The 14,403-nt window shown below is 69.4% G+C and carries 13 protein-coding genes, 1 pseudogene and 1 riboswitch; of the genes and pseudogenes, 9 read left to right on the top strand and 5 right to left on the bottom strand.

Translation table 11 applies throughout. The features are described from left to right. Together VNE62_00935 and VNE62_00930 are read right to left on the bottom strand one after the other, a co-directional pair. Positions 1-302: MaoC/PaaZ C-terminal domain-containing protein (locus VNE62_00935; protein HVE90854.1), on the bottom strand; the 302-nt coding region annotated here is incomplete at its 3' end. Next, positions 299-760 (bottom strand): MaoC family dehydratase N-terminal domain-containing protein, encoded by a 462-nt coding sequence (locus VNE62_00930; protein ID HVE90853.1) that lies wholly within the window; start codon positions 758-760, stop codon positions 299-301. The genes VNE62_00930 and VNE62_00935, both read right to left, overlap by 4 nt. Positions 761-1,022: 262 nt before the next feature. On the opposite strand from VNE62_00930, the gene VNE62_00925 reads away from it, so the two are divergent. From VNE62_00925 to VNE62_00890, 8 genes are all read left to right on the top strand, one after another. Beyond that, entirely contained in the window at positions 1,023-3,143 is a 2,121-nt protein-coding gene (locus VNE62_00925; GenBank protein HVE90852.1) for a copper-translocating P-type ATPase, read from the top strand. Then, on the top strand, positions 3,140-3,418 hold the full coding sequence (locus VNE62_00920; protein HVE90851.1) for a metal-sensitive transcriptional regulator: 279 nt from the start codon (positions 3,140-3,142) through the stop codon (positions 3,416-3,418). The genes VNE62_00925 and VNE62_00920 overlap by 4 nt, the downstream gene beginning before the upstream one ends. 42 nt (positions 3,419-3,460) lie before the next feature. After that, positions 3,461-3,568, top strand: a riboswitch (TPP riboswitch). After that, positions 3,557-4,369 (top strand): thiazole synthase, encoded by an 813-nt coding sequence (locus tag VNE62_00915; GenBank protein ID HVE90850.1) that lies wholly within the window; start codon positions 3,557-3,559, stop codon positions 4,367-4,369. (Overlaps the previous riboswitch by 12 nt.) After that, the gene (gene thiH, locus VNE62_00910) at positions 4,366-5,580 is read left to right on the top strand and encodes a 2-iminoacetate synthase ThiH (GenBank protein HVE90849.1); all 1,215 of its coding nucleotides are present in this window, start codon (positions 4,366-4,368) and stop codon (positions 5,578-5,580) included. The genes VNE62_00915 and thiH overlap by 4 nt, the downstream gene beginning before the upstream one ends. A gap of 158 nt (positions 5,581-5,738) precedes the next feature. Beyond that, entirely contained in the window at positions 5,739-5,900 is a 162-nt protein-coding gene (locus tag VNE62_00905) for a GPGG-motif small membrane protein (protein ID HVE90848.1), read from the top strand. A 28-nt stretch (positions 5,901-5,928) separates the two neighbouring features. Further along, on the top strand, positions 5,929-6,162 hold the full coding sequence (locus VNE62_00900) for a DUF6458 family protein (GenBank protein HVE90847.1): 234 nt from the start codon (positions 5,929-5,931) through the stop codon (positions 6,160-6,162). A 116-nt stretch (positions 6,163-6,278) separates the two neighbouring features. Beyond that, positions 6,279-9,935 carry a multifunctional oxoglutarate decarboxylase/oxoglutarate dehydrogenase thiamine pyrophosphate-binding subunit/dihydrolipoyllysine-residue succinyltransferase subunit gene (locus tag VNE62_00895; GenBank protein HVE90846.1) on the top strand — a complete coding sequence of 1,219 codons (3,657 nt, stop codon included), beginning with the start codon at positions 6,279-6,281 and terminating at the stop codon, positions 9,933-9,935. 25 nt (positions 9,936-9,960) lie between these two features. After that, entirely contained in the window at positions 9,961-10,416 is a 456-nt protein-coding gene (locus tag VNE62_00890; GenBank protein HVE90845.1) for a hypothetical protein, read from the top strand. A 134-nt stretch (positions 10,417-10,550) separates the two neighbouring features. Here VNE62_00890 and VNE62_00885 read toward each other — a convergent pair. The 3 genes and pseudogenes from VNE62_00885 to VNE62_00875 form a co-directional block, all read right to left on the bottom strand. After that, positions 10,551-10,760: pseudogene (locus tag VNE62_00885) on the bottom strand (S1 RNA-binding domain-containing protein). A 31-nt stretch (positions 10,761-10,791) separates the two neighbouring features. Continuing rightward, a complete protein-coding gene (locus tag VNE62_00880; GenBank protein HVE90844.1) occupies positions 10,792-11,958 on the bottom strand; it encodes a winged helix DNA-binding domain-containing protein in 1,167 nt (388 codons plus the stop codon). Then, positions 11,945-13,441 (bottom strand): AMP-binding protein, encoded by a 1,497-nt coding sequence (locus VNE62_00875; GenBank protein HVE90843.1) that lies wholly within the window; start codon positions 13,439-13,441, stop codon positions 11,945-11,947. The genes VNE62_00880 and VNE62_00875 overlap by 14 nt, the downstream gene beginning before the upstream one ends. Positions 13,442-13,482: 41 nt before the next feature. Between VNE62_00875 and VNE62_00870 the strand changes: the two genes are divergently transcribed. Beyond that, positions 13,483-14,265 carry an SDR family oxidoreductase gene (locus VNE62_00870; protein HVE90842.1) on the top strand — a complete coding sequence of 261 codons (783 nt, stop codon included), beginning with the start codon at positions 13,483-13,485 and terminating at the stop codon, positions 14,263-14,265. The last annotated feature ends 138 nt before the right edge of the window (positions 14,266-14,403 follow it).

The following is a 14,403-nucleotide window of genomic DNA, read 5'->3' as shown; positions in this document are numbered from 1 at the left end:
CGGCCGTCCTCCTCGTAGGACCTCGTGATCCGGCCCGTGCAGGTGAGGGTCTGGCCCGGGAAGACGATGCCGGAGAACCGGACCCTGTAGCGGCGGACGGAGTCGGATCCCAGCCACCTCGTGAGATAGCCGGCAAGGATTCCGGCCGTCAGCATGCCGTGGGCGAACACGCCTGGGAAGCCGGCGGACTGCGCGTACCCCTCGTCCCAGTGGATCGGGTTGAAGTCCCCCGACGCCCCGGCGTAGCGGACCAGCGTGGCGCGGTCCAGCCGGACCTCGAACGGCGGCGGCGGTTCGATCACCGCTCCGGCGCCTTCGACGTCTCGATGATCGTGGCGCGTGAGCGGGCGACGATAGACCCTGTCGAGTCGGTGAACGTCGTCTCCCAGACCGCGAACCGCATCGTCCCTCCGCGGCGCCCGGTGCGCTCGTAGGCGTCGGCCAGCCGGGTAACGCCGGTGAGGACGTCGCCCGCGCGCAGGGGTCGCTCGTAGACGAACTCCTGCTCTCCGTGCAGGACCCGGCGGGGGTCGAACGGCTCCGGCAGTCCCGGCCGGGAGCCCGGGGCCTCCCAGAGGGCGGTCGCGGTGACGGGGAAGGTGGGCGGGGCTACGGCGTCCGCACCCGAGTGCGCCGGGTCCCCGGCGAGGCAGGCGCGGGCGAACTCCGCGACCTTGCCGCGCTCGACCACCCACTCGAACTCGGCTCCCGCGGCGCCTATCCCGGCCCCCGGAAGCGGCCTGCGTTCCGGCATGTCCATCAGAGGGCTCCCGTTGGTAGACTGCTGATCTCATGGGCAAGAACGGACGCAAGCGTAAGCAACGCCGGAAGAACAAGGCGAACCACGGAAAGCGCCCGAACGCCGGGAAGTAACACCCCGCGCCCGGCGTAGGCCGGGTGCATCCCGAAGACCTTGCCACCACGGGTTCGCCAACCTCACATTCCCCCAGCGGCGTCTGCCTGCCGCTTGACGAACACCCTACGGGGGTATAGTGTTCACACATCCCGAAGAGGAGGAACTCATGAAGACCACAACGCACGGCCAGAATCGCCCGCAAGACGCGAACGAGCCGGGAGGGGATCCCGGCCGGCGGCGGGACGGCGACCACACCCCGGGTGGCTCCACCGGCCCCCGGCCCCCCGGCGCCTGCTCCCACGAGGACGGCCACGGCCAGCACGGGGGCGGCGGCCACGCAGGTCACGCGGCGGCCTTCGGGCGCAAGTTCCGCATCAGCCTCCTGCTGACGATCCCGGTCATCGCTTACAGCCACATGCTGATGACGCTGACCGGCTGGACTCCCCCCGCATTCCCCGGCTCCCGTTGGCTCCCCGCCGTCCTGGGCACCGCCGTGTTCGCCTACGGGGGCCCGGTCTTTCTCACGAGCGGATGGCAGGAACTGCGGGCGCGGAGGCCCGGGATGATGCTTCTCATCTCGATGGGGCTGCTCGTCGCCTTTGGCGCGTCCGTCGCGACGACCGCGGGACTGATCGACGTGGACCTGTGGCCCGAGCTGGCGAGCCTGGTGACGATCATGCTTCTCGGTCACTGGCTGGAGATGCGAGCGCTGGGACAGACCCAGGGGGCCCTGTCGGCCCTGTCGTCCCTGCTGCCCGACGTGGCCGAGCGCGTGACGCAGTCCGGCGTGCAGACGGTCCCGGCCTCCGACCTGGTTCCAGGCGACGTGGTTCTCGTCCGATCCGGGGGCCGAGTCCCGGCCGACGGGCAGATCGTCGAGGGCGAGGCCGGGTTCGACGAGTCGATGGTGACCGGCGAGTCGCGCCCGGCGCACCGCAGGCCCGGCGACCGCGTCGTGGCCGGCACCGTCGCCACCGACTCCTCGGTCAGGATGCGCGTGACGTCGGTCGGGGAGGACACGGCTCTGGCCGGCATCCGCAGGCTCGTGGCCGACGCGCAGTCGTCCAAGTCGCGCGCGCAGGCGCTCGCGGACCGCGCCGCGGCCCTGTTGTTCTACGCGGCGGCCGTGTCCGGCGTGGTGACGTTCGCCGCGTGGACGGCCGCCGGCGACGTTAACGCGGCCTTCGTGCGGACGGTCACGGTCCTGGTGATCGCCTGCCCGCACGCGCTTGGGCTGGCGATTCCGCTCGTGATCACGCTGTCCACCTCCATCGCCGCCAAGGCGGGGATCCTGGTGAAGGACCGGCTGGCGCTGGAGCGGATGAGGACGGTCGACACGATCCTGTTCGACAAGACGGGGACGCTGACGCGAGGTGCGCACGTGGTCGCGGACGTGGCGGGGGCCGAGGACGTGCTCTCGCTTGCCGCTGCGGTGGAGTCGGATTCCGAGCACCCGCTGGCCAAGGCGATCGTGGCCGCCGCCGGCGGAAACGTGCCGAGGGCAACGGGCTTCAGGTCCATCACCGGACGGGGGGCCGAGGCCGCCGTCGATGGGGTGCCGGTGGCGGTCGGGGGTCCGGCCCTGTTGCGGGAGCGGGGGCTGGAGGAGCCGGCGGAGCTTCGCGGACGCATCGACGAGTGGATGAGCCGCGGAGCCGCCGTCGTCTACGTGATCCGCGACGGCGCCGTGGCGGGGGCCGTCGCGCTGGAGGACGAGGTCCGGCCGGAGTCCAAGCAGGCGGTCGACGAGTTGCACCGACTCGGCCTCCGCGTGGTGATGATCACCGGCGACGCCCGGCAGGTCGCGGAGTCGGTCGCGGCGAGGGTTGGGGTGGACGAGGTCCTGGCGGAGGTCCTGCCCGAGGACAAGGACGCGGCGGTGGCTTCCCTGCAGGACCGGGGACTGCGGGTCGCGATGGTCGGCGACGGAGTGAACGACGCGCCTGCGCTCGCCAGAGCGGACGTCGGCCTGGCCATCGGTGCCGGAACCGATGTCGCCATCCAGTCGGCGGGAGTGGTCCTGGCCTCCTCGGATCCGCGGTCGGTCGTGGGCGTCATCCGGCTGTCCCGGCGCAGCTACAGCAAGATGGTCCAGAACCTCGTCTGGGGGGCCGGCTACAACATCTTCGCAATCCCGCTGGCGGCGGGAGCCCTCGCGGCCTGGGGTGTGACGCTTTCACCGGCGGCGGGGGCCGTGCTGATGAGCGCTTCGACGATCGTCGTGGCTCTCAACGCGCAGCTGCTCCGCAGGCTGGACCTCCGTCCGGACGCGGGGAGGCAGGCATGAGGTCGTCCAACAGAAAGGCCGATCACCTTCGCCGACTGCGGCGGGTCGAGGGCCAGGTCCGGGGCCTCCAGAACATGGTCGAGGAGGACCGGTACTGCATCGACGTCCTGACCCAGATCTCCGCGGTCACCAAGGCGCTGCAGGCGGTGGCTCTGGAGTTGCTCGATGAGCACCTGGGCCACTGCGTCCGCGACGCGGTGACCGCCGGCGGCCCGGAGGCCGACGAAAAGGTGGCCGAGGCTTCCGCAGCCATAGCCAGACTGGTGAAATCGTAGGTCTCCCCGCGCGTGGCCTGCCGCGAGCGGCGATACAATTTAGGTGCATGGCGGGGGAGCCCGGCACGGGAGCCGGGCTGAGAGGCCGGAAGGCGACCCCTCGAACCTGATCCGGGTCATGCCGGCGAAGGGAGCCACATGGACCTCAGGACAAACGTCCTGCTCGACGACCCGCTCACGATCTCCGGCAGGCAGTTCCGCTCGCGGCTGATCACCGGCACGGGCAAGTTCTCCTCCGGCGAGGTCATGGCGCGGGCGCTGGGGGCCTCCGGGACGGAGCTTGTGACGGTCGCACTACGGCGCGTGGACCTCGACGCCCCCGAGGGACAGGACATCCTCGACCACCTGGACCGCAGACGGTACCTGCTGCTTCCCAACACCTCGGGGGCCGAGGACGCCGGCGAGGCCGTGCGCCTGGCGCGCCTCGCGCGCGCGGCCGAGCTGCACGACGACCACGGCCGGACGTGGATCAAGCTCGAGGTGACGCCCGACCCCCGTTACCTGCTGCCGGACCCCGTCGAGACGCTGCGCGCCGCGGAGACGCTCGTGGCGGAGGAGTTCGTGGTCCTTCCCTACATCGGCGCGGACCCGGTCCTGGCCAAGCGGCTGGAGGAAGCGGGCTGTGCGACGGTGATGCCGCTCGGGTCCTGGATCGGCTCCAACCGCGGACTGCGCACGCGCGAGGCCGTGGAGATCATCGTGGAGCAGGCGCGTGTCCCGGTCGTGGTGGACGCGGGTCTCGGCGCCCCGTCGCACGCGGCCGAGGCGATGGAAGCGGGCTGCGACGCGGTCCTCGTTAACACGGCCATCGCCACGGCCGCCGATCCGGTCGTCGCGGCCGAAGCCTTCCGACTGGCGGTTGAGGCCGGCAGGCTCGGACGCCTCTCGCGCCTCGCGGCCCCCGGGGGGCCCGGCGCTTCTTCCCCCCTCACCGGGTTCCTCGGACCATGACGGCGCCTGCGGCGGAGCTGCTGCAGCTTCAGCGCAAGGCCGAGCGCGAGCGGATCACCGGCTACGAGCCGGAGTTCCGCTTGGAAGTGAAGGACCTGGACGAGCTTTCGGAGTGGTCGCGCAGCGGCGTTTCCGACGGTGACGTCTCCCGAGCTCTGCGTTCGGCGCGGCGGACGCCGGAAGACCTCGCCGCGCTCATTTCCCCAACGGCCCAGTCGCGACTGGAGGAGCTGGCCGCTTCCGCGCATGCGGCGACGGTCCGGCGGTTCGGGCGGGTGATGCAGATGTTCGCCCCCGTGTACCTGTCCAACGAGTGCGTGTCCGAGTGCACCTACTGCGGGTTCCAGGTGTTCAACCGCGACATCGTCCGGAAGACGATCCCCCCCAAGCAGGCTGCCATCGAGACGCGATATCTGGGCAGCCTCGGCTTCCGCCACGTTCTGCTGGTGTCGGGCGAGCACCCCAAGCACGTGTCGGCGGACTACGTCTGCGACTGCATCCGCGAGTGCGCCCGCCACACCTCCAGCGTGTCGGTGGAGGTTCAGGCGTGGGACGAACAGACCTACCGGCGGTTTGTGGAGGCCGGGTGCGACGGGCTGGTTATTTACCAGGAGGTCTACGACCCCCGCCGCTACGGTGACTTCCACCTCAAGGGCAACAAGCGGTTCTGGGGGTGGAGGCTCGGGGCCCCCGAGCGGGCACTTTCGGCCGGCATGCGCCGCATAGGGCTCGGCAGCCTGGTGGGGCTCAACAGCGACTGGAGATGGGAGGCGCTGGCGCTGGCATCCCACGCCTCGTTTTTGATGCGGCGGTTCTGGCGGAGCGAGGTGACGGTGTCGCTGCCGCGCCTGGAGCCGGCCACCGGGTTCGAGCGGCCCCTGAAGGCGATGTCGGACCGCGAGCTGGCGCAGGCCCTGGCGGCGCTGCGCCTGACGCTGCCGGATGCCGGGATCGTGCTGTCCACACGGGAGCCGGCGTGGCTGCGCGACGGGCTGGTCCGCCTGGGCGTGACCCACATGTCCGCGGGTTCCCGGACCGAGCCCGGTGGCTACTGCGAACCCGGCGGAGCCGAGCAGCAGTTCGAGGTCGCCGACCACCGCCCGGCCGCACAGGTCGCCGCTATGCTCCGGGATGCCGGGTACGACCCCGTTTGGAAGGAGTCCAGTCCGGCGTTGCGGAGGTCGGCGACCACCTCTGACCTGCGAATCTGACGTCTCGTCCGTTTCGTCAGAAGTTTCACAGGACGATCCCACGGGAATACGCTCATACAGGTGATGTAGTTCGCAGGGAGGCAAGCTCCCTGCCAGAGGAAGGGCAGAAGGTCGACGGGCGGGGGCGTCCGGGGCCGGTCCTTCGGGAAGGGGGGCACATGAACTCCACGGTCCTCTGGTTGCTAGCAGTGGTTCTCGTAGTCGTAGGGATATGGCAGCTCCTGCAGGGGCAGCTGCTGTTCGGCATCATCCTCATCATCGCCGCGTGCCTGGTTGGCCCGGGCGGGTACAGCATCTTCCGCGGAAGAGGACGCGCTTAAGCAGTTTCCGGGAACTTAGGAGGGCATCATGGGTATCGGAGTCAGCATCTTCCTCCTGGCGGTGGGTGCCATCCTCACGTGGGGAGTCAACTTCGCCGTATCGGGGATAGACATCGACGTGATCGGCATCATCCTCATGCTCATCGGGCTGATAGGGCTGCTCGCATCGCTGCTCTTCTGGAGCAGCTTCGCCCCGTTCGGCCGTGAGCGCAGGGTGTACCGAGAGGACACGGTCGTCGAAGACAGGCCCCCGCTGCGCTGAGGCGCGGCGGGACCGCAGGGACAAAGCGAGCCGGGCAACCGGCTCGTTTTGCGTTCCCGGGGTGTTTCCGGCCGCCGGAAGGTGGAAACTAGTCGTATGCCGACACACGAGGACCAATGACCGACCGCACCCCCACGGAGACCTTCGGGCCCAACGACTGGCTGGTGGACGAGATGTACCGGCGGTACCAGCAGGACCCCGATTCGGTGGCCGAGAGCTGGCGGGACTTCTTCGCCGACTACCGCCCGCGCGGAAGCGGTGCGACTGAGAGCCGCCCTTCCGAGACCCGGCCCCCGGAGGGTCCGGCGGCGGGCAACGGCGGGCCCGAGTCCCCGCGCCGGTCCGCCGGCGTGGTCGAGATGGCCGAGCCGCCGAGGACACAGCTGCGAGCCGTCCCGGACGGCTCCCCGGAGGAGCTTCCGGAGGCGGCCGTCCCGCTGCGCGGCGCCGCCGCCCTCATCGCCAAGAACATGGAGACGAGCCTGCAGGTCCCGACGGCGACGTCGGCGCGGGTCGTCCCGGCCAAGCTGCTGGAGGAGAACCGGCGGGTCATCAACGACCACCTGGCGGCGAGGTCCGGCGGCAAGGTGAGCTTCACGCACCTGGTCGGCTGGGCGGTCCTGCGCGCGCTGGTCACCGTCCCGGTCATGAACTCAAGCTACGTGGAGATCGGCGGGGCGCCGCACGTCGTCCGTCCCGAGCACGTGAACCTCGGGCTGGCGGTGGATGTCAAGCGCAAGGACGGCTCCCGGACGCTTCTCGTCCCGAACATCAAGAACGCCGGCACGCTGGACTTCGCCGGTTTCTGGGCCGCCTACGAGGACGTCATCCGACGCGTCCGCTCCGGACGCGTGGGGGCCGACGACTTCGCCGGTACGACCGTGAGCCTCACGAACCCCGGGACGATCGGGACCGTGATGTCCGTCCCGAGACTTATGGCCGGACAGGGGCTGATCGTCGGGACCGGCGCCATCGACTACCCGGTGGAGTACAAGGGCGCCGACGCGGAGACCCTCGCGACGCTCGGCATCGGCAAGGTCATGACGGTCACGAGCACCTACGACCACCGGGTCATCCAGGGGGCCGAGTCCGGCGAGTTCCTGGACGTGGTCTCGACGCTTCTGTCCGGCGAGCACGGGTTCTACGACGAGATCTTCGCGAGCCTGCGGATCCCCCACGAGCCGGTCCGGTGGAGCCAGGACCGCGCCGCGGGAGTCGGTGGTGCGGCCGAGGCGGCGTCCGCCCTGGAGAAGAACATCCGCGTGATGCAGCTGATCAACATGTACCGGGTGCGCGGCCACCTTCTCGCCGATCTGAACCCGCTGGCGTGGGAGCCGCGCTCCCACCTGGAGCTGGACCCCGCCTACTACGGCCTGACCGTGTGGGACCTCGACCGCGAGTTCTTCACCGACGGCGTCGGCGGGTTCGAGCGCGCGACCCTGCGCAAAGTGATCGGCATCCTCCGCGACGCGTACTGCTGCACCACGGGCATCGAGTACATGCACATCCAGGAGGCCGAGCAGAAACGGTGGATCCAGGAGCGCATGGAGGGAACGGGTCCGGACCTCACCCGCGAGGACAAGATGCATCTGCTCGAGCGGCTCAACGCAGCGGAGGCCTTTGAGCGCTTTCTGCACACCAAGTACGTCGGGCACAAAAGGTTCGGTCTCGAGGGGGCCGAGAGCCTGATCCCGATGCTCAGCTGGCTGCTGGACGAGGCCTCCGAAGCGGACATGCAGGAGGCCGTGATCGGCATGGCCCACCGCGGACGCCTGAACGTGCTGACGAACATCGTCGGCAAGGACTACGGCAAGGTCTTCCGCGAGTTCGAAGGCGACATAGACCCCGAGACGACCCAGGGCTCCGGTGACGTCAAGTACCACCTGGGGGCCAAGGGGACCTATAAGTCGCGCTCCGGACGGATGGTCACCGTGTCCGCGGCTTCCAACCCAAGCCACCTCGAGGCGGTGGATCCCGTGGTCGAGGGGATCGTCCGGGCCAAGCAGGATTTGGCCGGAGCGAAGGGCCGCGACACGATCCTGCCGGTCCTGATCCACGGGGACGCCGCCTTCGCCGGTCAGGGAGTGGTCGCCGAGACGCTGAACCTCAGCCAGCTGCCGGGATACAAGACCGGCGGGACGATCCACGTCGTCGTGAACAACGGCATCGGGTTCACGACGTCGGTAGAGGCGGCGAGGTCCAGCGTCTACGCGACCGACGTGGCGAAGATGGTCCAGGCCCCCATTTTTCACGTGAACGGGGACGACCCCGAGGCGTGCGTCCGGGTCATGATTCTGGCTTTTGCGTTCAGGCAGGCGTTCCACAAGGACGTGGTCGTGGACCTGATGTGCTACCGGCGCCACGGCCACAACGAAGCGGATGAGCCCGCGTACACCCAGCCGCTGATGTACTCGCGCATCGAGGAGCACCGCTCGGTCCGCAAGCTGTACACCGAGGCGTTGGTCAACCGGGGCGACCTGAGCCTCGAGGAGGCCGAAAAGGCGCTGGAGGATTTCAGGCACCGGCTCGAGCAGGCGCTGGACGAGACGCGGGCGTCGAAGCCCGAACCCGTCAAGGCCGCACCGCCCCGGCCCCCGAGGGGAGTGCTGCCCGCTGTCGACACCGGAGTAGACCGCCCGACGCTGGACCGGGTCGTGTCGGCCCTGACGGCGGTCCCGGACGGGTTTGAGCCCCACCCGAAGCTCATGAAGCAGCTTTCGCGTCACGCCGAGCTGCTTCCTCAGGACAAGGTGGACTGGCCGCTCGCGGAGTCCATGGCCATGGGGAGCCTGCTGCTCGAGGGCAAGACGATCCGCATAGCCGGCCAGGACACCCGCCGCGGCACGTTCAGCCAGCGCCACTCGGTGCTGATGGACCGCAACACGGGAGCCGAGTACGCGCCGCTGCGGACGCTGGAGTCCGACGGGGGCCGGTTTCTGATCTACGACAGCCTTCTCAGCGAGTACGCCGCGCTGGGCTTCGAGTACGGGTATTCCGTCGGCAATCCCGAGGCGCTCGTGATGTGGGAGGCCCAGTTCGGCGACTTCGTCAACGGCGCGCAGATCGTCATCGACCAGTACATCGTCGCGTCCGAGGACAAGTGGGGGCAGACGTGTGGCGTCGTCCTGCTGCTTCCCCATGGATACGAGGGACAGGGCCCGGAGCACTCGAGCGCCCGATTGGAGAGGTTCCTCACCCTGTGCGCCGAGGACAACATCCAGGTGTGCTACCCGAGCTTGCCGGCGCAGTACTTCCACCTGTTGCGGCGACAGGCCGGCACTGACAACCCCAAGCCGCTGATCGTGCTCACGCCGAAGTCGCTTCTGCGCTCGCCGGTTGCCCGCAGCGCGGCGGAGGACTTCACCTCCGGAAGCTTCCGGGAGATCCTGGGGGACCCGGCAGCCGGTTCGGATTCGGACGTTCGCCGCATCCTTCTTTCGTCCGGCAAGATCACGCACGAGCTGCTGGCTCGCCGGGAGCAGCTGGGGGCCGGCTCCGTCGCGATCGTGCGGGTGGAGCAGCTGTATCCGTTCCCACACGTGCAGATCGACGAACAGCTCGCGCGGTACTCGAACGCCCAGGACGTGGTGTGGGTCCAGGAGGAGCCGGAGAACATGGGGGCCTGGAGCTTCGTGTTCGCCAAGCTGCAGCACCAGGTCCCGGGGATACGTCCGGTGGCGCGCCCCGAGAGCGCCAGTCCCGCGTCGGGAAGCCACGCGGTTCACCAGCAGGAGCAGGAGGAGCTGCTGGAGGCAAGTTTCGAGGGGGCCTAGCGGCCCGGACGCGGGGGGGAAGACGGTGCTCTACAGGATTCTGCTGTTCGGTCACGTTCTGTTCGTGATCTTTTGGTTCGGCGGAGGCGTGATGTTTCAGATCCGGGCCGAGATGGCGTCGGCGAGTTTCAACGAGGACGCCGTCAGGTCGATCGTGTCCGACGGAGACCGGCTGGGCAAGGCCTTCTTTCCGGCGGTGTCGGTGCTCGTCCTGCTGACAGGAGTCGCCCTTGTGCTGGTGGGGAAGCTGGGATTCAATCGGATCTTCGTGATCGGGGGGCTCGTCGGGTGGGTGATCTCCTCTTTGATCGGCGCCAAGGGGATCGGACCCAACGTCGCGCGGATCAAGCGGGGACTGGCTGTGCCCGACGGGGAGGCCGAGGCCGTCGAGGGCCTGAAGCGCCTTCGCAACGTGGGCCGGGTGGACGTCGCGATCATGACCGCCGTCGTCTTCCTCATGACGGTCAAGCCCGGACGGTAACGCGGGGGCCGGTCAGGGGCCGTTTCCGGGTGCCGTCACGGACCCGCAGATGGCTCCCGCCGAGGTCCACGCGCGGCCACTGGTCGGCCCGCTTGCTGGTCTGCGTGCTCACGCCTTGCGGGAGCACCGCGCTATCAACAAGGCGCAGACGATTTCGCCGGGCTGGGCGAGGCTGATCCGGCGCGTGGTTTCGTCCATTTCGATGACTTCACGGGTACCGCGTCCCGGACCTCCAGGGGCTTCTTGATATCCGAGATGTGGAGCAGGCCATCCACGCCTTCGGCGAGCTGGACGAATGCGCCGAAGGCGACGAGCGACGGCACCGTGCCCTTGATCTCGGCACCCGCGGAGTGACGTCCCAAGAGCTCGGCCCCCCTAAGACTCGGAGAGCTCCTTCTCCAAGGGGGTCCGGAAGCGGGGGATCACCCGGACGGCCCCCAGCCACGCACGAAGCGCATCGGCCTCCTCGTCCACCGCTGCGCGGGCCTCGGACCCCGCGTCCTCCAGCAGCCGGACCACTACCTCGCCGGACCTTCTCTGCCCCCAACCGCCAATCACCCGGCCGTCCCACCAGACCGTCGAGCCGGCGTTGCCATTGAGGTCGAACAGGGCCTGCCGGTGATCTCCGAGATACCACTGCCGGCCCCGCCAGCCCATGGTGGTCGGGTCGAGCGAGGGAAGCAGCGCGCAGGCGGGATCCCCGTGCCGCACCAGCGCGTTGTCGTCCGGCAGGACCCAGCCCGCGGATCCATCGAGTTCGACCTCTACGGCTCCCACGTCCTGCAGCGCCGTTCGGGTCTCCCGGACACCCCAGCCGGTCCACCACTTCAGGTCCTCAGCGGTTGCCGGACCGAACGACCGCAGCCACAGCCGGGCGAGCCCGGCGCGAGCCGTGCGGGCGTCCAGCGATTCCATCTCCTCGAGCAGGCGCGCGGGCATCGGTCCCCAGCGGTACTGGGAGCTCAGCCAGGACCCGCGGGGCCGTCCCCGGACGATCCTGCCGTCGGTGGCGAGCATGAACAGGACTCGTGGCACGAACCCGATGGTCCCCTCCCCCTTGGTTCCGACGCCGACGGGGATGCGCCTGCTCAGCTCCGGAAGCTGCGCGGTGACCTCGGTCGTCGTGGCTTCGCCCACTTGGCGGAGGAGGCCGAGGACGAGAGCTTCGGCGTCCGCCAGCGTTCGGTCGACTCCAGTCATGCCCGCGCCCTCCAGGAGCTGCAGGGTCCGCTTTCGCTCCCGGACGGCGATCGCCCGCGTGCACGCGGCGTGGACGATCGGGACGAGCTCGCTCGGGACGACGAACATCGTCCGCCGCATCCCGAGGATCCGTACCAGGGACCGCTTCTCGTACAGCGCCTCTTCGAGCGTGCCCGGTTCGAGTGCCGCCACCCGCGCACGCGCGGACAGGTAGACGGAAGCGGGATCCGAGGAGTGGAAGCCGATCAGGTCACGCGCGACCGAGACTGGATCCTTGCCTTGCCGGTTCAGGTGATGCCGGTCGACCAGCCTCGCTCTTCGCTGCGCGTCATCGATCCTCACTTCGGTGCTCCTCGCGCAGGACCCGCTTGAGCAGCTTTCCCGACTCCGTCCGCGGCAGCGACTCCCGCAACTCCAGCTTCCGCGGGACCTTGTATCCCGCCAGCTTCGTCCGGCACAGGGCGATCAGCTCGTCCGGGGCCACCTCGGCCCCCGGCTTGGGCTGGACCGCGGCCCGCACCTCCTCGCCCCACTCCTCGGACGGCACGCCATAGACGGCGGCGTCCATGACGTCCGGGTGTGAGTGCAGGACGGCCTCCACCTCGGCGGGGTACACGTTCATCCCGCCGGTGATGACCATGTCGGACTTGCGGTCGCAGATGAAGAAGTACCCTTCCTCGTCGCGGTAGGCGATGTCGCCGACCGAGCGCCACTCGGGGTCGACGGACAGCTTTGTCTGCTCGGTCTTGTCCGGAGCCTTGTGGTAGTGGTCGAACGCGAGCGTCGTCCGGATCCACATCTCGCCCGGCTCCCCGGGCTGGGCCTCCGTGCCGTCCTCGCGCAGCAGTCGGATCTCGATGCCGCCGTAGGGACGTCCACACGAGCCGGGCTTGCGCAGCTGGTCATCGGGGCGAAGGATCGTGTCCACCCCCAGCTCGGTCGATCCGTAGATCTCGAACAGGTTTCCCTCGCCGAACAGCTTCACCCACTGCTCCTTGAGGGAATAGGGGACGGGGGCCGCGTTGGCGATCACCACGCGCAGTGACGACGTGTCGTGGCGGGCGATCAGCTCCGGAGGCAGGGACACCAGCCGCTTGAGCTGGGTCGGCGCGGAGAAGGTCGTGGAGACCCTGTGCCGCTGGACGAGGTCCAGCCAACGAGCGGGGTCGAACTTGTCGAGCACCACCGTCGTGGCGCCCAGCAGGTGGTTGAGCCCGGCGAAGGCGGCCGGTCCGGAGTGGTACAGGGGGCCGGTGGTGAGGTGGACGTCGTCGGAGGACAGTCCAAGCTCCCCGATCATCGCGGCGATGAGGTTGAGGTCCGACGACTGGCGCAGGGCGCCTTTCGGAAGGCCGGTGGTCCCCGAGGTGTAGATCATCGAGGAACCGAGTCCCTCAGGCGGCTCCTCGGGAGCCTGTCCCGCGTGCGACTTGATCAGCCGCTCGGCGTCGTCGTGTGAGATCACGTGGCGCACGGCGGGCAGGTCTAGGGCGCGGATGGTCTGCTCCCAATCGGGGTGGCAGTAGACCAGGACGGAGTCGCTGTCCCGAATGACGTACGTCATCTCGTCCGGCGTGAAGCGGTAGTTGAGCGGGACGCTGACGAGCCCGACCTTGCGGGTGGTGTGCCCCCAGAGGATCACCTTTTCGTCGTTCGGCCCCACCCACACCGCCCGGTCCCCGGCACGCAGGCCGAGCCCGAGCAGCGCGGAGGCCAGGGCGTTGGCCCGCGCATTCAGCTCGGCGTAGGTCCAGGAGCGGTCGTCCTGGACCACGGCTGGCTTGTCGGGTACGCCTGCGGCTACCGCGTCGAGAATGTCCGGCATGGTTGGTCGGCACGAAGGATAGCCGGGATATTGTCTTGCCCATGGGTTTGCTCGAAGGGCGAAGGGCGCTGGTGACGGGGGGCGCCTCCGGCATCGGGCTGGCCACCGTCAGGAGGCTTGTCGCGGAGGGCGCCACCGTCTGTCTCTTGGACGTGGACCCGCTGGCCGCCGACCGCGCGGCCTCGGAGACGGGGGCGAGCTTCGTCCAGGCCGACGTATCGGACCCGGCGCAGGTGCGCGACGCGTTCGAGGACACGGCGGGACGGCTCGGCTCCCTGGACCTCGTCCACCTCAACGCGGGAGTGCTGACCGGCGAACCGGACATCACGCTTGTGGACGACGCCGCCTACAGGCGCACCACCGGGGTGAACATCGACGGCGTGGCCTTCGGCGTCCGCGAGGCGGCCAGGATCATGCGGGAATCGGGCGGGGGGTCGATCGTGGCCACCGCCTCCATCGCGGGACTCACGTCGATGGACAGCGACCCCGTCTACACGATGACCAAGCACGCGGTCATCGGGCTGGTGAGGTCGCTCGCGCCGCAGCTGCAGCCGCACGGCATCACGATCAACTGCGTGTGTCCCGGTATCGTCGAGACCCCGATGCTGGGGGAAGTCAACGCGGACTCGTTGAGGCAGGCCGGTTTCCCCCTCATCCAGCCGGACCAGATCGCCGATGCCGTGGTCCACGCGGTGACCGAAGGCGGCACGGGCAACGCGTGGGTATGCCAGCCCGGACGCGAGCACCTGGCGTTCAGGTTCGGCGGGGTTCCCGGCCCCCGCGTGCCGGGGGCCGAGGGCATGGCGCCGCCGACGCTGGTCTAGCCGGACGCGGTCCTGCGGGGGGTCCGGTACAGCGGGCGGACGAGCTCCTCGACGTCCAGCTCCGCCCGCTGAAAGCGGCCCAGCGGCGCGATCAGGTTCAGGCGCCGGGTCAGCTCGTTGATCCCGCCGACGGTGGTG

The sequence above is a fragment of the Actinomycetota bacterium genome (assembly GCA_035536535.1).
In the GTDB taxonomy this organism is placed as follows: Bacteria; Actinomycetota; JAICYB01; order JAICYB01; family JAICYB01; genus DATLNZ01.
The sequence above is the reverse complement of the archived record's forward strand: the minus strand, read 5'-3'. Positions and strand labels throughout refer to the sequence as shown.

Coding starts and splice junctions, on each gene's coding strand:
- VNE62_00930 (HVE90853.1), bottom strand. CDS start 760: ATGGACATGCCGGAACGCAGGCCGCTTCCGGGGGCCGGGATAGGCGCC.
- VNE62_00925 (HVE90852.1), top strand. CDS start 1,023: ATGAAGACCACAACGCACGGCCAGAATCGCCCGCAAGACGCGAACGAG.
- VNE62_00920 (HVE90851.1), top strand. CDS start 3,140: ATGAGGTCGTCCAACAGAAAGGCCGATCACCTTCGCCGACTGCGGCGG.
- VNE62_00915 (HVE90850.1), top strand. CDS start 3,557: ATGGACCTCAGGACAAACGTCCTGCTCGACGACCCGCTCACGATCTCC.
- thiH (HVE90849.1), top strand. CDS start 4,366: ATGACGGCGCCTGCGGCGGAGCTGCTGCAGCTTCAGCGCAAGGCCGAG.
- VNE62_00905 (HVE90848.1), top strand. CDS start 5,739: ATGAACTCCACGGTCCTCTGGTTGCTAGCAGTGGTTCTCGTAGTCGTA.
- VNE62_00900 (HVE90847.1), top strand. CDS start 5,929: ATGGGTATCGGAGTCAGCATCTTCCTCCTGGCGGTGGGTGCCATCCTC.
- VNE62_00895 (HVE90846.1), top strand. CDS start 6,279: ATGACCGACCGCACCCCCACGGAGACCTTCGGGCCCAACGACTGGCTG.
- VNE62_00875 (HVE90843.1), bottom strand. CDS start 13,441: ATGCCGGACATTCTCGACGCGGTAGCCGCAGGCGTACCCGACAAGCCA.
- VNE62_00870 (HVE90842.1), top strand. CDS start 13,483: ATGGGTTTGCTCGAAGGGCGAAGGGCGCTGGTGACGGGGGGCGCCTCC.